The sequence below is a fragment of the Vibrio sp. SCSIO 43137 genome, assembly GCF_028201475.1.
In the GTDB taxonomy this organism is placed as follows: Bacteria; Pseudomonadota; Gammaproteobacteria; order Enterobacterales; family Vibrionaceae; genus Vibrio.
This window is the reverse complement of the sequence record NZ_CP116384.1, coordinates 1-18,846: the sequence shown is the minus strand read 5'-3', so window position 1 is coordinate 18,846 and position 18,846 is coordinate 1. Positions and strand designations below refer to the sequence as shown.

Annotated in this window: 12 protein-coding genes; 6 read left to right on the top strand and 6 right to left on the bottom strand. The window is 45.6% G+C overall.

All coding sequences use genetic code 11. The annotated features are described in order from the left end of the window. Positions 1-102: 102 nt before the first annotated feature. The gene (locus PK654_RS15940) at positions 103-915 is read right to left on the bottom strand and encodes an AraC family transcriptional regulator (RefSeq protein ID WP_271699894.1); all 813 of its coding nucleotides are present in this window, start codon (positions 913-915) and stop codon (positions 103-105) included. Between the two features lie 385 nt (positions 916-1,300). Between PK654_RS15940 and PK654_RS15935 the strand changes: the two genes are divergently transcribed. Both PK654_RS15935 and PK654_RS15930 read left to right on the top strand, forming a co-directional pair. After that, on the top strand, positions 1,301-2,404 hold the full coding sequence (locus PK654_RS15935; protein WP_271699892.1) for a PEGA domain-containing protein: 1,104 nt from the start codon (positions 1,301-1,303) through the stop codon (positions 2,402-2,404). 161 nt (positions 2,405-2,565) lie between these two features. After that, entirely contained in the window at positions 2,566-4,389 is a 1,824-nt protein-coding gene (locus PK654_RS15930; RefSeq protein WP_271699890.1) for an SUMF1/EgtB/PvdO family nonheme iron enzyme, read from the top strand. A gap of 75 nt (positions 4,390-4,464) precedes the next feature. Here PK654_RS15930 and pdxH read toward each other — a convergent pair whose 3' ends face one another. After that, positions 4,465-5,100: a pyridoxamine 5'-phosphate oxidase gene (gene pdxH / locus PK654_RS15925; protein WP_271699888.1), complete on the bottom strand. Its 636-nt coding sequence runs from the start codon at positions 5,098-5,100 to the stop codon at positions 4,465-4,467. A gap of 487 nt (positions 5,101-5,587) precedes the next feature. Between pdxH and PK654_RS15920 the strand changes: the two genes are divergently transcribed. Genes PK654_RS15920 through PK654_RS15905 form a run of 4 tightly spaced genes read left to right on the top strand, consistent with a single transcriptional unit; the run spans position 5,588 to position 11,728 of the window. Then, positions 5,588-6,979 (top strand): HlyD family type I secretion periplasmic adaptor subunit, encoded by a 1,392-nt coding sequence (locus tag PK654_RS15920; RefSeq protein WP_271699886.1) that lies wholly within the window; start codon positions 5,588-5,590, stop codon positions 6,977-6,979. 38 nt (positions 6,980-7,017) lie between these two features. After that, positions 7,018-7,683, top strand: a complete 666-nt coding sequence (locus PK654_RS15915) for a transglutaminase-like cysteine peptidase (RefSeq protein ID WP_271699885.1) — start codon at positions 7,018-7,020, stop codon at positions 7,681-7,683. A 5-nt stretch (positions 7,684-7,688) separates the two neighbouring features. Then, a complete protein-coding gene (locus PK654_RS15910; RefSeq protein ID WP_271699883.1) occupies positions 7,689-9,599 on the top strand; it encodes a bifunctional diguanylate cyclase/phosphodiesterase in 1,911 nt (636 codons plus the stop codon). Between the two features lie 14 nt (positions 9,600-9,613). Further along, a complete protein-coding gene (locus PK654_RS15905) occupies positions 9,614-11,728 on the top strand; it encodes a type I secretion system permease/ATPase (RefSeq protein ID WP_271699880.1) in 2,115 nt (704 codons plus the stop codon). A 76-nt stretch (positions 11,729-11,804) separates the two neighbouring features. Here the strand turns inward: PK654_RS15905 and PK654_RS15900 are convergent, their stop codons facing one another. The 4 genes from PK654_RS15900 to PK654_RS15885 form a co-directional block, all read right to left on the bottom strand. Next, positions 11,805-13,499, bottom strand: coding sequence for a DUF342 domain-containing protein (locus tag PK654_RS15900; RefSeq protein ID WP_271699879.1), 1,695 nt, complete (start codon positions 13,497-13,499; stop codon positions 11,805-11,807). A 197-nt stretch (positions 13,500-13,696) separates the two neighbouring features. Beyond that, positions 13,697-15,715 carry a tRNA(Met) cytidine acetyltransferase TmcA gene (locus tag PK654_RS15895; RefSeq protein WP_271699877.1) on the bottom strand — a complete coding sequence of 673 codons (2,019 nt, stop codon included), beginning with the start codon at positions 15,713-15,715 and terminating at the stop codon, positions 13,697-13,699. Positions 15,716-16,057: 342 nt separating this feature from the next. After that, positions 16,058-17,041, bottom strand: coding sequence for a ParB/RepB/Spo0J family partition protein (locus tag PK654_RS15890; RefSeq protein ID WP_271699875.1), 984 nt, complete (start codon positions 17,039-17,041; stop codon positions 16,058-16,060). Between the two features lie 6 nt (positions 17,042-17,047). Continuing rightward, positions 17,048-18,265 (bottom strand): ParA family protein, encoded by a 1,218-nt coding sequence (locus PK654_RS15885; protein ID WP_271699874.1) that lies wholly within the window; start codon positions 18,263-18,265, stop codon positions 17,048-17,050. Positions 18,266-18,846 lie beyond the last annotated feature (581 nt).

Genomic DNA, 18,846 nt, shown 5'->3' with positions numbered 1-18,846 from the left:
GAGAAGGATAGTTGTCAAAAACTCCTGTTTTTTTGTGAAAAACTCGGTTTTGTAACAATTTTTAAACAATATCACGCAGTGTTTGCAATCTATGGCAACATTTTATTTCGAAAAGTAACGTTTTTTATACTGGGAAGGAGAGAGCCCCTGCAGGCGGGAAAAAGCGTGGGTAAAGGTGCTCTGGCCGCTGAAACCAGTCAAATCAGCAATATGGCTTAAGCTAAACTTACCTTTTTCTATCAGACTCTTAGCAGCATCAATCCGCTTACCGAGCACATACTGATGAGGCGTTACACCGGTCTGCTCCTTAAACAGGGTGTGGAACTGACTTTCACCAAGGAAAACACTGCCGGCCAGTTGCAGCACAGAAATCTTCTTACTCATATGAGTCTCGATATAGCGGTCTATCGCTTCAATATCGATACGCTGTTCCCGGTATTCCGACGATGATAAAGAGGAAATATGGCGATGCAGTAAAGCCAGAATAGTATCGTTACAGGCGTGGCTAAGTAGCAGATCGTCCGGGCTTGTCTGCATTTCCATCACCAGCATCTGTATAAGCTGGCGTATCTGGCTATCGAGCTGAAAATAGATATCGGAACGCACCAGTTCATTTAACCGGCTAAGAAGCAGCGGGCTGTTATCGGTTACCTCAGGCAGGTTTAATACTAAAATATCCGACGATTCAATTACCCCGCCAAAAGCGTGCCCTGTGTATGCAGAAACCACACAGCCCTGTCCCGGCCCGATTAAACTGCCTACACCGTTTACATCAAACTCAGCCTGCCCCTTAAGACCAATAACAATCTGGGTGTAGTCATGATCATGACAATCCATATAAGAAGGCAGGGTCACTAACTCCGCCGGCTTAGGCAGTATCAGTGAACTCATGGTGGCTTGCTTGTCTGATGACATAAAGAGACGAAACCCTGTATTTAAAGAGAAAATCAGTAACTTCCGGGATTTCCAATAGAATAACCCCGGACAAAAGACATTTTACTTCTCCATGAGAGCTGGAGTCAAAAAGCCTCTAAGGTATTAAAAGTTAACGGAACAATGATCAAGTGCACATAAATTACGGTCAATGCTTGCTCAATTTCCGAGTTCAGAGTTAATTGTTATCTGGACAAATATATATTCTCTACAGCTCAAAATGAGATACTTTTTTTAAACATCTCTGATGAATGATGGTATGCTCACTGTTTGAAAAATTTTGAGACTCAGTTGTAACTGGCTGAGTGAAATCACGAATTATTAACCTAATTCTTTAAGTATAAATACAATGTTATTGCAGGGACCTATGATCACAAGCCGTATCCCAGCGCTTTTGCTTGCGCTAACTCCCTTTTGGTCAACTGCGTCATTTGCTACAGAAGAGGTTCAACAAGTTGATCCTGTTGTAGCGATTGATGAAAAAATTGATCAAAAGAAGGCCGATATTGACGCAGTGAATCAAGAATATGATTCAGAATCGGCGAACCTGAAGCAACTTCAGCAAGAAGGAGCAGCACTGAAAAGAGAAGGGACCGAGTTAGAAGCGAAGCGAAACCGCTCTAAAGCCGCTCTGGACAAGCAGTTCTCCCGCCTTCTTGACGATCCTGAAACCGACTTATCCAGTTTTCAGAATGAGTATCGCTCTTCATGGGAAGCGGTGAAAGATAATCAGGCCCGCCAGCTTGCTAACAGCCAGCAGATCACCGAAAGCGAAGTTCGTCTTTCACAAACCAAGCAAAAGAAAGCACGCTTTACCAACGAGTATGAGAACCTGAAAGAGTCTCATATTGAAGCACGGGTAAAACGTATTGCTGCAGAGCTTCGTGAAAGTAATGTTCTGGAAACCAGCTACACAACCACCTGTTCTACCACAATGACACTCGGTGAGTGTGCCAGTCAGGGTAAATACCTGACCAAGCAGAAAGCGGTGAAAACCTTTAAGTCAAAACTACTTTCAAGCCTGACTGAAGCTAATGTCGCTAAGCGTAATCTGGATGGTGTTCAGTTGAATATCCATGTTCAGGAAAGCCAGTTAATTAAAAGTGGTTTCTCCGGCAGTAACTCATATTTCACCCAGATGCAGGCTCAGCTTCAGGCTAAACCGGAAGCCGTGGCAGCATGTAAACTGCTTAACGTTGAAGCACGCTACTGTCTGAAAGGCAAATCGACTACCAAGTCAAACACGGATAAGCAGTGGGCTAATGTGACGGTTCGTTCTGATCAGTACAACGACTCAGTAACCATTAATGGTGTTAAATACGGCAGCACTCCGGTAGAGATCGTACTTCCGGCCGGCCGCCATCAGGTTACTGTTGCAAAAGAAGGTTATGAGACTTATAACCGCGTTATCACCATCAATGGAAACGATACGGTTTGGGTCAAGTTGCTTCCAAGCAAAAAAGAAGGCTAACAGAATTAAGGCAGAGTGATAAGATTTCCTGCCTTAATTCACAAAGCTGATTATTAAGCGCCATTTTGTCATATATCATGCAATGATAAGTTCTGACAAAATGGCGTTTTCGTATAGAATGGGTGAATTGCCCAATTAATCAATAAAGTAGTATTAGAACTATGCGCCAAGGTTTACCTGCATTATTGCTGGCACTTTCACCCTGTTTTGTACCATTAACCACTTCCGCGGCAGAAGCGGCTGTGGCATCGGTACAAAGTGTAGAAAGTCTGCTTACCACTAAACAGGCTGAAATGGACGCTTCTGCAAAGCAGGTAGCGGATCAAAAGGCTAAGATCAGACAAGCTCAGGAAGAGCAGTCCCGTCTGGAAGCCGACGCAGCTCAGCTGGACAAGAAACTCAATCAGAGTAAAAAGGCACTCGACAGAGACTTTGCCCGTATCTCAGATGAACCCGATTTTGATATCCGCCCGAGTCAGGGCGCTTATCAGTCAGCTTGGGCAGATGTTAAGCAGAACCAAAAGACCCGTTTAGAAGCTGAACAAAAACTTCAGGAACTCTATTCTGATCTGTCGCTGTTTGAGATCGATCAGAAGCGTCTCAAGTCTGAACTTGAAAACCTTGAGCAGGACAAAGTTCGTGCAAGAGTCGAGCGTCTGCGTGAAGAACTAAGCCCGAGCAATCAACTGAAAGTGAGTTTTACCAATGTGTGTAAAACCAATATGACCATTGGCCAGTGTACCGAACAGACACGAAGTCTGGCACTGCAAAAAGCTGTCGGTAAGTTTCAGTCTCAGTTGATCGACTCAACCACAGAGTCAAAGCTGGTTAAGCAGCATCTTTCTCAGACCTCACTGAACATCCATGTTATCGGAGATAAAACCTCTACCGCTAATTTCTATGATGAAATGAGCTACAAGATGGTTCTGGATGTCAACCTTGAAGCCCGTCCGGCCAAGAACACACCGTGTAAGTTACTCAATGTTGAGTCTCGTTTCTGCTTTGATCAGGGCGAAGATCAAGGCGACCAAGCACAACAGAAAGAAGTTCAGTGGGTAACATTAACCATACGCTCTAACCAGTATCAGGACAAAGTTTCCATTGATGGTGTCAGCTATGGCAGTACACCTCTGGATATTATGCTGCCGGTAGGGCCGCACCTAGTCAGCATTGAGAAAGAGGGCTACCGCTCTTTCAATCAGGAGCTGAAAGTCAACTCAGATCAAACCCTTCGTGCAGTTCTTCGTGAAACAGAAAACCTGCCTCATTCGGGCCGGGTATTTGCTGATGCACTGGCCAACAAAACCAAAGCGCCGGAAATGGTGGTTATCGGTTCTGGCCAGTACCTGATCGGTGAAAACGGGGCGAAACAAGTTAACATCGGCAAAGCCTACTCTATTTCATCCACTCCTATTACCGTTGGTCAGTTTGAACTGTTTGTTAATGCCACCGGCTATCAGACAGACGCAGAGCTAAAAAACATCTGTACCACAGTTGAAGAGTCGCAAATCATTCCGGTTACCGGAAGTTACTGGCGCAATCCGGGCTTTAAGCAGTCCGCTGACTACCCTGCCGTCTGTATCAGCCAGACTGATGCCAAAGCTTACGCCAAGTGGTTATCTAAACAGACTGGTTATAAATATCGCCTTCCGACTCAAACCGAATGGGAAGTTGCCGCCAGAGCCGGTGCACAAACCGCCTACTGGTGGGGTAACTCCTTTGGTGCCGGTCAGGCAAATACCGGCTGGGGTGGAACCAAGTGGTCAAATATCAGCGCTTCTCCGGTACGTACTTTCGCACCGAACGGCTTCGGCTTATACGATATGGTGGGTAACGTCTGGGAATGGACTCAGGACAGCCGTGGTATAACCAAAGGCGGAGCCTGGAGCTTCTCACCAAATCAGGCCACTGCTTATAGCCGCTTGTTCCTTGCGCCAAATACTGCAGCCAACTATGTCGGTTTCCGTATTTTCCGCGAACTCTGATCAAGGCTGAAAATTGACTCAGACAAAAACACCTCGCTAAGCGAGGTGTTTTTTTATCCGTTGAAAATAGCTTCATTAAGGAGCCAGCCTTTCTACATCCCAGCCACTTTCACCGCGGGTAAAGATAAATCTGTCATGTAGGCGGTGCTCACCACCCTGCCAAAACTCGATGGATTCGACCTTTATACGGTACCCACCCCAGAACGAAGGAACCGGAATTTCGCCTTTCTCAAATTTCTTTTTCAGCTCAAGGTACTTCCCTTCCAGCAAGCCACGAGCTGACAGGCGGCTACTCTGCTTACTTGCCCACGCCGCAATCTGGCTCTCTTTCGGGCGGGAGGAGAAATATTTCATATTTTCTATTGCTGATAACTTTTCAGCCGTACCGGTAATATGAACCTGACGTTCTATCGGATGCCATGGGAAGTGAATACTTACTTTTGAGTTATGCTCAATCTGCTGAGCTTTTCTGCTGGCCAGATTGGTATAAAAAACAAACCCGCTATCATCCACATCTTTTAGCAGAACAATGCGCTGAAACGGCTGACCATGTTCATCCACGGTAGCAACGGTCATCGCAGTAGGGTCAGTTAAACCGGCATCAACAGCCTGTTGCAGCCAGAGATTAAACTGATCAACAGGGTTCTCCTGCAAATCCTTACGGCGTAAGCCGCCTTTTAAATACTCTCTGCGGATATCGGACAGATCCATTTTCATTCCTCACTGTATTTTGTTGATTCTGCGCTTTATATAATTGTTACCGTAGAATGACTATGGCTTCGAATCAGTGCCTTAATCAGAAGCCAATATATTCTCACTGAAAAAGCATGTTGAGATTACTTGGGTATACGCAATAAAACAAGGCAGAGTCCGGTCTTATATAGCGGCCTTTACCTTAGAATGACTATGGCTTCAAATTCGCGCCTTAATCAAATGTCACTATATGGTCGTTAAAACACGTAGCTGAAGTAAGACGGAATCCGGTCAAATGAGCATCTGAGTCAGGAAGTAACTACTTGAACCTCAAATAAAAACCAGCTTAACCTTAACATTTTTGCTTACACAGAATAAAATCGAATATTAATATATACTCAAGTTACCCCAAAATCCTTGTCACACAAGGGTTGACAAGCAATGGGGTTGCAGAATCATCCATTTCCACCATCAATATGGTGTCGCAACAAGCCAGGGATAGCGAATGAATAGTAAAAACTATCAAAAGCTAACAGATAATGAACTCGATTACGTAGACGATAAAACTGCGGCACTTTTACTCAATACTCCAAGCAGCGCCCGGGTGTTACTCTGGGTTATGGTGCTTTTTTTCGCTGCAGCCATTGGCTGGGCAGCATGGGCAGAGATCGACAAAGTAACCGTTGGTCAGGGTAAGGTTATTCCTTCTTCTCAGCTTCAGGTGGTACAGAACCTTGAAGGTGGTCTGGTTAAGCGTTTGTTGGTTAGTGAAGGCGAACAGGTTGAAGAGGGGCAGCAGCTTATTCTTATTGACGATACCCGCTTCCGTTCCGACTTCCGTGAAAGAGAACAGCAGGTCGCTAACCTGACCGCCAGCGTACTTCAGCTTTCCGCTTCCATTACCAGCGTGGTGATCAAAGAAGACTTTACCAATCAGAACTGGCAGAAGAGCGTAAAGATCAACTTTAATAAGCTCTCATTCCCTCCGGCCATGAGCGAAGAGCAACCGGCTCTGGTGAAACGCCAGATAGCGGAATATCGACAGGATCTGGAGAATCTGGATAACCGTATTTCTGTACTTGCCCAGCAGGTAAATCAGAAGCAGCAAGAGCTGGTGGAACTGAAAGCGCGGGCAAGAAACCTGAAAACCAGCTTTAACTTTGCCAAACGTGAGCTGGAAATAACCGAGCCTCTCGCTGAAGATGGTGTGGTACCAAAAATTGAGCTGTTGAAGCTTCAGCGCCAGTTAAACGACACCCGTCGTGAAATGACATCGACAGAACTGAAGATCCCAACCCTTGAATCAGCTATCCGTGAAGCGACTCTGAGCCGGGTGGATGCCGCCCTGAAGTTCCGTTCAGAGCAGCAGGAGAAGCTGAATCAGGCGCAGGATAAGCTCTCTGCACTGACAGAGTCTGCTGTCGGGCTAGAAGACAGGGTAAACCGTACCGTAGTGGTCTCACCGGTAGCCGGAACCATCAAAAAACTCTACATCAATACCGTTGGCGGGGTTATCCAGCCGGGTATGGATCTGATTGAGATAGTCCCTTCCGAAGATACGCTGCTGGTGGAAGCCAAGATCGCACCTCAGGATATTGCCTTCCTGCGTCCGGGCCTTCATGCCGTGGTGAAGTTTAGTGCCTACGATTTTACCCGTTACGGTGGTCTGGAAGGCGTGTTGGAACATATTAGTGCCGACACCATTCAGGATGAAGAAGGAAACAGTTTCTATCTGGTAAGGGTCCGTACCGATGAACATAAATTTGGTGCTATGGGTGAGCTGCCTATTATTCCCGGTATGACTACCTCAGTGGATATTATTACCGGTAAGCGTACTGTACTGGATTACCTGCTTAAGCCTATTCTTTCCGCCCAGCAAACGGCACTGAGGGAATAATCAATATGCTGCGTTTAACTGATAAAAGAGAATTATAGATGAGAAGAAAGCTGATACCGCTTGCTCTTCTGATGTTCTCTGTTGCATCAGTGGCATTGAATACTCAGGAACAGAGCTGGATAGATTCTGTAGAAGGCTTTTATGGTAACCGGGCTGGTAAACGGGTAACGGCCTGGCGCAATACCATTGCAGAACTTCAGGGAAAAAGTGAAGCGGAGCAGATGACCCGGATTAACCGTTTCTTCAATCAACTTAACTTTGTCGACGATATTTATCTTTGGGGAAAAAACGACTACTGGGCAACTCCGCTGGAGTTTCTCGGCAGCAATGCCGGTGATTGTGAAGACTTTACTATCGCCAAGTATTTTTCACTGCTTGAGCTTGGTGTCTCCGATAAGAAATTACGTTTGGTCTACGTTAAAGCCCTCGCGCTTAACCAGTTCCATATGGTGCTTGCCTATTATGAGACACCAAGTTCTGTACCGGTACTACTGGACAACATTGACCCTGAAATTAAACCTGCGACCAAACGTCGCGACCTGTTACCTATCTACAGCTTTAACGGTAAAAACCTGTGGCTGATGAAAGAAAAAGCAAGCGGAAAACTGGCGGGCAAATCGTCCAGACTCAGCTTGTGGAACGACTTACGCTCCCGCAATAAAACGCTGGATTTTAATAAACCAATAATAAACTACGATGAGTAAATACCATGACATTATATAAACAACTTGTCGCGGGTATGCTGGCTGTTTTCCTGTTACTGATGGGATCAGTGCTTGCAGTGGAGTTTCAGACCACTCGTAACTTTTTGACGCAGCAGCAACGTTCAGAAATGAACAATACCATTAATACCGTCGGGCTGGCGCTGGCTCCCTATCTTGAACAGAAAGACAGGATAGCAGTGGAATCGGTGATTAACGCTCTGTTTGACGGCAGCTCTTACTCCGTTGTCAAACTGACTTTTCTGGATACGGACGAAGAGATTATCCGTTCTTATCCGGTGGTCGCCAATGGTGTGCCAAAGTGGTTTACCGAGCTCAACTTTCTCACAAAGCTTCATGATCGCAGGGTGGTCACCAGTGGCTGGATGCAACTGGCAGAAATCGAGATAATAAGTCATCCCGGTGACGCTTATGAGCAGCTCTGGCAGGCGCTGATTAAGTTACTTACTGCTTTCTCGGGTATGTTTATGATCGGCATTGTTATCGTGTCACTGATGCTGAGACGTGCCCTTAATCCGCTCACCCTGATCACCAGAAAAATGGAAGAGATCGCCAACAACCAGTTTGGCGAACCTCTGGCTAAGCCAGCGACAAAAGACCTTATTGCGGTAGTCGATGGTATCAACTCTATGTCCCTTCAGGTTGAAAAGAGCTTTAAAGCACAGGCTAAAGAAGCAGAACAGCTTCGTGAACGGGCTTATATGGATCCGGTATCTCAGCTTGGCAACCGTTCATTCTTTATGGGGCAACTTAACCAGTGGCTGCAAGAGTCAGCTAAAGGCGGCGTGGCGTTACTTCAGGCGCAGTTTATTAAAGAGGCTTATGACGACTCAGGCTATGAATCCGGTGACGCTCTGGTTAAAGAGCTGGCCGATCAGTTAAACATAACCACAAATTCTCCTGCCGTGACAATCGCGCGTATTAATACCGAAGAGTTTGGCTTTATCTTACCGAATATCAGTGAGAATGAGCTGAAACAGCTGGCAGAAAACATTGTTCACAGTGCGCAGAACATGCGTCCGGATCCAACAGGAATGGCACCTATCGAGCTGTCACTTGGTCTGGTGTATAACGAAGAGCGTAAATCCTCCACTGAGATTCTGTCACTGGTGGATAACGCCCTGTCGCTGGCTCACTCTCATCCTGAGCAAAACTACGGTCTGGTTTCTAATGCCAATCAGACCGTTATGCGCGGTAAACAACAATGGAAAGCACTGGTGGAAGAAGCCATCAGCAATCGCACCATTGAGTTTAAGTTCCAGTCAGCTAATCAGGGCAGCGGCGAAACCTTCCACAGAGAGGTATTCTCCTCTATTGAGAAAGATGGTGTCCGCTATACCGCCAACCAATACCTGTTTGCTCTTGAGCAGTTAAATGCCGGTTATATCTTTGACCAGTACGTTATCGAAAGCATGATCAAGAACCTTGAGAAAGGTTACCTTGAAGGCACATTAGCGATTAACCTTACTGTCAGCAGTATTTCTGAACCAAGCTTTATCCGCTGGCTAACTAAGATCCTCAGTCAACATCCGGATGTTGCACATCTGCTGCACTTTGAAATTCCGGAAATCTGTTTTGTTAATAACCAGCACCATACCGCCCTGCTGTGTCACGCCATCCGCACCAGCGGCGCCGAATTTGGTGTCGATAACTACGGACGTAACTTCCACTCACTAGACTACATCAATGAGTTCAGACCTAAGTATGTGAAGCTTGATTATCTGTATACCCATCAGCTTGAAGATGAGAAGCAGCGTTATACGCTGACCTCTATATCAAGAACCGCACACGATTTGGGTATCACAACCATAGCGTCAAGGGTGGAAACACAAAACCAGTTAGACTTCCTGTCTGAGCACTTTATTCAGGTGTTCCAGGGATTTATTGTCGATAAGTAAAAGGCCGTAATCAAATGCACGATCCATTACTAAACTCTCTGATTTTTGTCAGCAGATACTACGGCCTGGCGAACTCGCCCGACGCATTAATTAACGGCCTGCCACTGTCAGACGGTCGCCTGACTCCTTTCCTGTTTCCCCGTTCTGCCGAACGGGCAGGCTTGGTTGCCAAAGAAAACCGCGCTGAGCTGGAGAAAATTTCTGACCTGATCCTTCCGGCAGTACTGTTGTTAAAAGATGGTGATGCCTGCGTTCTGGTCAGCGTAAACAACGAGACTCATGAAGCTGAGGTGATCACTGCCGACTCGGAAATGATGCCGGTCTCTATTCATATTGAAGATCTTAAACGTCAGTATACCGGCCGCTACTTTCTGGTTAAAAAGCAGTTTCGCTATGATGAACGCTCACCGGAAATTCTGAAAACGCGTGACGGTCACTGGTTTTGGGGCACACTGTTTGAGTCCAAACGTATCTACCGGGACGTCTTAATCGCGTCGCTGCTGGTCAATATTTTTGCCATAGCCGCACCACTATTTACCCGTCTGGTGTATGACAAAGTCGTTCCCAACCTTGCCTTTGAATCCCTTTGGGTACTCGCTTCCGGCATCTTTGTGGTGTTTATTTTTGATTTTGTCCTGAAACTACTAAGAAGTTACTTTATCGACGTAGCAGGAAAGAAATCCGATGTTCTGATCTCTTCAAAACTGTTCAGCAAGGTGATGGGGATCCGTATGGAATCACGTCCGCCTTCTGTTGGTGCTTTTGCCCGCCATTTGCAGGAGTTTGAATCCATCCGTGAGTTCTTTACTTCGGCGACCATCTCTGCCTTGATCGATCTGCCGTTTGCCCTGCTGTTTTTGCTGGTAATCTGGCTTATGGCCGGTAATCTGGTGATTATCCCTATTGTCGGTGTTGTGGTTCTGATTATCCACTCACTGTTGATTCAGGGACCACTGAGAAAAAGTATTGAAGAGGGCTCACGCTTAGCATCGCAGAAATACGCCAACCTGATCGAGAGTCTTGCAGGACTGGAGTCCGTTAAGCTATTCGGGGCACAAAGCCAGTTCCAGTATCGCTGGGAGGAGGCTGTTGCTCATATGGCGAACTGGAACATTAAGAGCCGCCGCATAACGGATACGATACAGAATATGGCAGGTCTGGTTCAGCAATCCTGTAATGTAGGTATGATCATTCTCGGTGTTTACCTGATTGCTGACGGCGAGCTGACCATGGGTGGCCTGATTGCTGCCACCATGCTTAGCGGCCGTGCAATCGGGCCTCTTGTACAGCTTTCACTGCTGTCTACCCGCTACAATCAGGCAAAGTCGTCCATGACCATTATCGAGCAGGTTATGTCTATGCCCGATGAACAGGAAGAAGGTAAACGCTATATCCATCGTCCGATCATTCAGGGAAAAATTGAGCTGGACAAAGTCACCTTCCATTACCCTGATGCACCAATCGCCTCAATTAGAGATCTCAGCCTGCGTATTAACCCTGGTGAAAAGGTCGCTATTATCGGCCGGATCGGTTCAGGTAAAACCACTCTGGAACGCCTTATTATGGGGCTATATCAGCCAACTGAGGGACATGTACGTATCGATGATACCGATATCAATCAACTTCACCACGTTGATGTCAGACGTAATATCGGCTGTGTTCCTCAGGAGAGCACCCTGTTCTTTGGTTCGATCCGTGACAATATCACCTTAGGTCAGACTCTGGTTGACGATCGCGAAGTAATGGACGCCGCTAACCGCGCAGGTGTAACCGTGTTTACTCAGCAAGATCCGGCCGGACTAGAGCGTCAGGTGGGTGAAGGGGGTTTATTACTTTCAGGCGGACAGCGTCAGGCAGTTTCTATAGCCCGTGCCCTATTGGGTCGTCCTCCTGTACTGCTGCTTGACGAACCAACCAGTGCCATGGATAACCGAAGTGAAATGCATATTAAGCACCAGCTCGCTCAGTTAAAGAAAAGCGAGACCTTAATTCTTATCACTCACAAAACATCCATGCTGGATATCGTCGACCGTATTATTGTAATGGAGAAGGGCTGCATTATTGCCGACGGGCCAAAACAGCAGGTACTTAACGACTTGAAACAAGGAAAGGTAAGAGCGGTCAGCTAATCCCGCTTTCTTCCCTGAAAAGCAAACAGGCAGCGAAAAAATCGCTGCCTGTTTTTTTATACCCATAAATAAGCAGTTACAAATCCTGCTCTTCAGCCTCATCCTCATCAACCCCTTCAACCATAGAGCGACATTTAATCTCATACTGGTTAAACGAAAATAGCGCGGCAGCATGCTCGCGTTTAGTAATCACAGTCTCATCACCAAACAGAACCGTGACTCTGGTATAGACATGATTACGGGCAGAAACCGTGTTCACTTCCAGCAGTCGTTTTAGCTCAGCTTCGGCATTTTCCAGCTTATTCTTCGCCTCTTCCATGCGCTTGTTAAGCTCTGCTTTTTTCTGCTCAAGTTCGATAACACTCTCTTCGGAACGTTCAGATTTCGGCGTTTTCTTCAACTCAATTTCAGCACGCACTGCTTCCATTGTGTTGTCCTGAGCTACCCGGTACCTTTCCTTTAATTCGTTAATACCTTGCTTGTATTTGTTATAACGGACAAAGGCCTGCACCGTTGTTGCCGTATCCCCTTCAACACCAAGGTTAGCGCAAATAATATTTCCGCCTGCTTTCGCTAGACCGCCACCTAAAGTACCTTTTTTCTCCGTGCTATCCAGAACAGTTAAGTTTCCGGCACACATCACTGTACTATTCATACAGTGAAGCTCCAGATTGATATCATTGGTTGCCTGAAGGAAGGCGTACTGAGCATACTTAGATTTGATGCTGCCGTTAGTTTTTACCACGCAGGCTTTCTCTTCCCCGTCGTCTACCGCATGGCCGATAATACCTTTTCCGACAATAATATCTTCCTGAGCTTGTACATCGGCAGACTCAATAAAGCCGCCAACGGTTAATGAGCCCGTCGCCCTGACCACCATTCCCGGTTCAATATTGCCGGAAACCACGACACTGCCCTTAAATTTAACGTGGCCGGTAGTTACATCAATATTAGTCAGGCTAAGTGCAGGGTCGACATCCACACTGTTTTTCTTAATCAGAGGCATACCGGGATTGGACGAGCGAAGCAGGTTTGGATCTTTTTTATCGTAGACTGAACCTTTGCCTTCTTTCAGCGGAGTATCTTTACCCGCCTTTGGATGCAGTACGGCTCCCATAACGGTACAGCCGGGAGTCCCTTTAGTTGCAGGGACTCTTTTCATCAAAGTTTCGCCCACACCAACGGTAATGGTTTCCCCTAAGTCTCGCATATCCACTTTATGAGTCTTCTCATCACTCTCCTGAGGAGCCAGCACTCTGTCATTAACATCATCGACTAAAGGGATAAACTGAGCATCCTTACCGTGCTTGGCCGGAGTGCCTACGGCAACAGGCTGTTCAAAAGTTTCACCTGCGGCAAGGGTGCTGCTGACAGACAATACTTTCTTTAAAGCGAGTTTATTGATGCCTTTTGTTACATGTGCTTCCGCTAATGCCCTGAGCACCTCAGGTCCGCTCAGAGGCTTACCGCCATACGCACCTGTGACGGTCATAGTAGCGAGCATATCGTGGTCAGTGATGGCCACCGATACTTCGGAATTCTTTTTGATGGCGACCGTTACACCGTCATAAGCGGCTTTTTTATTTTCTTTTGCAGCTCTTACAAACTGATTTGCTGCCTCATCATCATAGAAAAAGGCCACAGCGCCAAGGGAAGCAAGCACCTGTTCAAGCCCACTGGTACTAAAAGTCGGCCCAACCTCTTCACCCTGCGGGAGTTGTGCAATAACACTGTTTGAATCGTCAGCTAATCTGGTAAGTTCTTTCCACATTTCACATAAAGCTCAAGTTGAATTCCTGAATCAGTCTATCTAAAGTATGTAACATTTTGTGAAAGTTTGCGTAAAATTTAGGCTCTGGTCACTGTAAAAAATCTAAATTGTAATGAGTGATCTATTTTGAATAATTTACAGTGTAAACCGTTTGCTTAATTTACACTGTAAATGCCCTACCCTGTTTACAGTGTAAATTAGAGTAGGCTTAGAAGGGATTTTCTGACTTCAGCTTCAGACTGTTTTCGACCAGTGAGCTGATACTCGCTGCTAATTTGCGCCCAGCTTTTTCTTTGCAGTATTTTACTGACTAACAGAGGCGATGGCTGTGTTCGGTTGTTCGTCAGGGTATCTAATAATAAGGCTTGTAATGCAAAAAAGGCACTTTCATAGCTACTGCCTCCCTGAGCATATAAGCGTATCAAAGCGGAATAGTTCTCTGGTAGAGGCTGTCGTTTATGGCAACGGCCCCTTAGTAAAGCGATAACAAGCTTAGGATCAAGCTGTGAAAAAGTATCCGGCAACAGAGAAATTAAGTTTGGCATAAAGTAATCAAATGCAGCTTGATGCCAGGCGTTGGCTCTAATCACCCGCAGCATCAACAGTGAGTGCGTTCCGCTGGCATGGTCACGTCGGCTACCCAGCTTGACGGGTTCAAAACTGTTGTTTTGCCAAAAGCTAAACAGTTCAGCGGTCACACCATAGCTGGTGGAGAGGTAGTCAACACCTAAAGGATTTTGATCATAAAGCTGTTGAATAAGCTCTGTTCCAAAGCCTTTGTTCTGAAGTTGCGGAGAAACAGCAATCCGCATAATGCGTAAGCCTTTGCATTTAAGTGCGTTGCTCATTCCCATCTGACTCGCTATTAATGCCGGTACTAAATGCCCTTTTGGCCGCCTCACTCCGCAGGTAATATCGTCGACAAGCCTTCCGTTGATCCCGCCTTCCTGTTTAGCAATAACACAACCGACTAATTGCTCACCAATAGAAGAGGTAAACAGATGTACAGAATCATCTTCAAGTAGCTGCATCAAGTCATTTGGTGTGGTTTGATAATGAGCGTTAACCAACAAAGAAAAACAGTCTGTAAGCAGTGCTGGCTTATTCAACAATTGCTGCTTGGGAATTAACTGAAAGTCAGCTTTTTGCTGCGACGCTTCTGCTGACAAATTAAGTGGCGACAATTCAGCATTAAGCAGAAACGATTGAAACACCCAACTTTCCAGCGGATCATTTTCGTTCCAGCGAATAGCCTGACTCAGATGCTCCCCTTTCCAGCCGGGATTATGCTTATCAAGCCAGGGATAGAACTTCACCGTGAATCCACGACCACAACCTTCATAACCATGTACTGTGCTGGAAAATACCGTTCTGTGGTAGCGGCTGGTCAGAGATATAAGCAAAGGCAGGGGAATGGCTGCCGCTTCATCGATCATAAGTAGATCACAGTCATGTTTATCCAGTTCAAGTTCATCAGGAGAGACAAACGAGAGAGACGAGTCTGCCAGCCGAATGCTGTTTTTATCTGTCACACAGGTGTCAGGCAACAATTGAATAGCGTGCTTAAACAAGGGGTCTACCGCTTTGCGAGCAGGAGCCGTTATCAGGATACGGATATTTCGTTCTTTCATCAGTGTAGCTGCCGCGATGCCTAGCGCAGAACTCTTTCCCCTTCCTCTGTCTGCGGTTAGTACTAACGGCCGCTTACGGTGTCCTGTGGCAACTTTCTTGATTAGTTCAACTGCCTTTTTCTGCTCATAAAAGGGCGCCAAAGTTTGTTGCTCTGCAATAGGGTTAGGTTGTTTAAACTCCTGACTATCCTGTTCAATACAGATAGCGTTTGCCAGTTGCTGCTCAATCCAGTCACAGGCAACAGTTCCCTGATGGGTAAAGTTTATAAACATCACTCCCCCACCCTTTAATGTGCCTGATGCCGCGGTAAAGCTGTTAGCATCAAACCCGCCTGAAGAGTCATAGAACAGGCAGTCAGACTCCATACCGAGAACGGCACTCCCCTGCTTATAATTTAACGCCATAGCACCGTCTATTGAGACAGTTCCTAAGGTAATGACGTCAGAGTAATGTTTCAGCTGAGCAAACTGACTCACTAACGCTTGTTGCCACTCAATGCTCCCTTTCAGGCGAACCAGAAAGCGGTGATTCTGTTGCTCCGCCATCAGAGTGAGTTTAAATAATTGTTGTAGCAGCAAGTTCATAGATTGGAAGCCCGTTTTATCGTAATCAACTTATACCCAAGTGACCTCGAGATACAGGATTCAGAGCTGCATCAAGGTGTTCAATTCAAGGAAGATAACTGTAGGAATGGCACTCCCTTTCAAAGTTATCTGACACAGAAATGGGCGCCTTGATGCGCTCCCAAAGGGCGAGTTATATTGGCTCCTGCCCTGTGTTACTGATCCTCACCGTAGAATAACTATGGCTTCAAATCAGTGCCTTAATATGAAGCCAATATATTCTCGCTGAAAAAGTATATTGAGGTTATTTGGGTATATGGTATCACAGAGATGAAAAAAGCCGCTAATGCGGCTTTTTTCAGGTCAGATAATTTCTATTTCATCTTTTGACTCAATGAAAGAGAGAATTTCCTGCATAGTCGTGTCATCAACTTTCTTCAGTTGAAGAGCAAGATTGCTGCCCTTTCTGGTGTAATGGGCTCTGCCTTTTACTAACTCAGTCTTGGACGAAGTCTCAGCCTGCTTAGGCAACATTTCAGAAATCCAGCCTTCAATCTGCTCAGAAACCTCTTTGGTAATTCTGGCAACACCGGAGGCAGAACTACGCTGCCATACATGTTCGTCATTCTCGCTGCATTTGCTAAGCAGCAACTGTTTAGACTTATCATCTAACTCATTAAATTGCTTATGCAGCTTAACAATAGTAGGACGACCAAGCTCACTTACATTCGGGTAAGATTGCAAAAGAGGCAATGGCAGAGATGCTGCTTTAAGTGCTCCGCTAACAATCGCTTCGCTACACTGGAACATCTTAGCCAACGCTTTTTGGTCTTCTGCGTCACCGCTTTCCAGTTTCACCAACATCTCTCTACCACGCTCATAAAGAGATAAAGGCTTGTGGGCATTAGCTACGTCAGAAAGAAACTTAGCCTCTTCGGTTCCGATGCCTTCAGCAACATAGATAAGAAAATCTTTCTCAGCCAGAATACACGACATGCGACGGCGGCTACCGTCAAGGACTTCAATAACACCATCTTTACCATATCGGCCGACAGCCGGATATTGCTGACCTCGTTCTTTTAGCGTAACCAGCACATCGGATAATGCGTGTTCCGTCAGAAAAGATTGTTCACGGGCATTCTGATCAAAAACCGTAGTGGTAGATGCCACTTTATCAGCCGCAACACGAACCAGCTCAAATTTGACCATGTCCTTTCCGGCTACCGCCAGTTCGATGACCTGAGCTTTATCCTTCGCGGCATTCTGTGCCTCTTGAGGCGTAGTCGCTCTTCTCTTATTCGCCTTACCAAATAACTTGGCATTGAGTTCAGAAGTTTTAATTGCCATTTACCATTACTCCTGGTTTAGTGAATTCCAATGACTGTGCAGAACACGTTCTAATTCTAATGCACTTTTCTGTATTGCATCCTGTGCGGTGGCCAGTGTTTTCTTACCACCTTCAAAGTCACCAACGGTTAAGTCAAATACAGTACTGTAGGTGTCAGCACAAGTTTCAAACGCCCGGCTTCTCGGGATAGTTGCCATCATTACCTGTTCATTTAGCAGGTAGTTCATCTCAGTTAATACTGAAACCTGCTTTTTATTGTCGTCTTCGAACATAGTTGGCATCAGACGGACAAACTCAAGCCCCTTCCAGTCTTCCGGAAACATTTCATACACAGTTGGAAGATGCTGGAAAAAGTTAACCGTTGATGCCCAGTCCAGACGCTTGGCGGCACAAGGAATAAGTAACGCATTGGATGCGTACATTGCATTCCATACCAGAGGATCGACGTGAGGACCAGTATCAATCATTATGATGTCAAAATCTTCAGCGATCTTATCGATCAGGTTCTCTTTCAGAAGCTTAACAATATCAAGTGATTGGTTCTCTGACAGATACTGCCACGCTTCCGCATTAAACATAGCATCTTCAGGGAAAGCAGAGATGGTTTTTAAGTTAGGGTACTGGGTCGGAAGCAAGACATTTTTGTTAAGAAACTCCCTGTCGATGACCGTCCCCTCAGGCACATTCTCCAGCATGACATCTACAGCAGAATAGATATTATCGTGATCATCCATACTGATTTGCGGATTAAGGAACAGACGCAACGAGCCTTGTGGGTCAAGGTCGATCAAACAGATGCGGTAACGCTTATCCAAATTAAGCGCCAGACAGGCTGCAAGATGAACCGCAGACATTGACTTGCCGGTTCCGCCCTTCTGGTTCTGAACATTAATCACCCAAGGTTTATTAGAAACACTCTGTTTACGCTCATGAAATGCCGGCACTTTAGCCGCGTCCATTAGCATATGTGCTTCAGTCAGTGAAATAGAATAATGGTTAGCATTGTTTTTAGTAAACTGATGACCACTCTCTTCAAGTTGGCTGATAGCGTCGTCCAGTTTACGTCTGGTTAGCCCCGAACGAGTCTCCATCAATGCCTTAGACATAGGAGGAAAATGATCGTCACTTCTCTCTTCCAATACTATTTCAATCCGGTCTGCCTGAACTTGTTTTGTCTGTTCAGCCAGCTCATATAGATTATTTATAGTTTTATCCCGTTTCATCAACTAATACCCTTTTGAGAAAGTCTAATCCGGATTGTACAGCATTATAATGAAAAAACAATAAATAGCTGAACGTTAATTTCTGAGCATAATATCATTAAAATACAGATCAAAACGGCTATAAAACGGTCAAAATTAACTTTATATAGCCAGACAAATGTTGTTCATTTTCTCTCAGATTTAATTTATTACAGTGTCACTTATTTACACTGTAAAAAGGATTAATTTAACGGAACGATATATTTAACTGTATAAAGTACGGAGAGTGTAATTTTGATATTAACAACTATTAAACATTATCCGGAATTCACACCACTGTACGGAAAGATGATCAAGGTAGCCTCTTGATCATGCTTTCAGATAAAAACCAGCTTAACGGAACGATGATCAAGCGTAAAAGTACAGATTAGCATGGTATAAAAGATAGCTAGGATTAAGATCAAGGTACGGATCAATGATCAAGGAGATAACCGCAACCGGAAGCATGTAAATTCTTAACTAAATTACGGTGGTTGCTTGTCTGACATAGCTTATAGAGAATAAACTGAAAACAGGCCACACTTTTCAGCCCATTACGATTA

Bases quoted from the DNA above. Each gene is read 5' to 3' on its own strand.
- PK654_RS15940 (WP_271699894.1), bottom strand. From the start codon at position 915: ATGTCATCAGACAAGCAAGCCACCATGAGTTCACTGATACTGCCTAAG.
- PK654_RS15935 (WP_271699892.1), top strand. From the start codon at position 1,301: ATGATCACAAGCCGTATCCCAGCGCTTTTGCTTGCGCTAACTCCCTTT.
- PK654_RS15930 (WP_271699890.1), top strand. From the start codon at position 2,566: ATGCGCCAAGGTTTACCTGCATTATTGCTGGCACTTTCACCCTGTTTT.
- pdxH (WP_271699888.1), bottom strand. From the start codon at position 5,100: ATGGATCTGTCCGATATCCGCAGAGAGTATTTAAAAGGCGGCTTACGC.
- PK654_RS15920 (WP_271699886.1), top strand. From the start codon at position 5,588: ATGAATAGTAAAAACTATCAAAAGCTAACAGATAATGAACTCGATTAC.
- PK654_RS15915 (WP_271699885.1), top strand. From the start codon at position 7,018: ATGAGAAGAAAGCTGATACCGCTTGCTCTTCTGATGTTCTCTGTTGCA.
- PK654_RS15910 (WP_271699883.1), top strand. From the start codon at position 7,689: ATGACATTATATAAACAACTTGTCGCGGGTATGCTGGCTGTTTTCCTG.
- PK654_RS15905 (WP_271699880.1), top strand. From the start codon at position 9,614: ATGCACGATCCATTACTAAACTCTCTGATTTTTGTCAGCAGATACTAC.
- PK654_RS15900 (WP_271699879.1), bottom strand. From the start codon at position 13,499: ATGTGGAAAGAACTTACCAGATTAGCTGACGATTCAAACAGTGTTATT.
- PK654_RS15895 (WP_271699877.1), bottom strand. From the start codon at position 15,715: ATGAACTTGCTGCTACAACAATTATTTAAACTCACTCTGATGGCGGAG.
- PK654_RS15890 (WP_271699875.1), bottom strand. From the start codon at position 17,041: ATGGCAATTAAAACTTCTGAACTCAATGCCAAGTTATTTGGTAAGGCG.
- PK654_RS15885 (WP_271699874.1), bottom strand. From the start codon at position 18,265: ATGAAACGGGATAAAACTATAAATAATCTATATGAGCTGGCTGAACAG.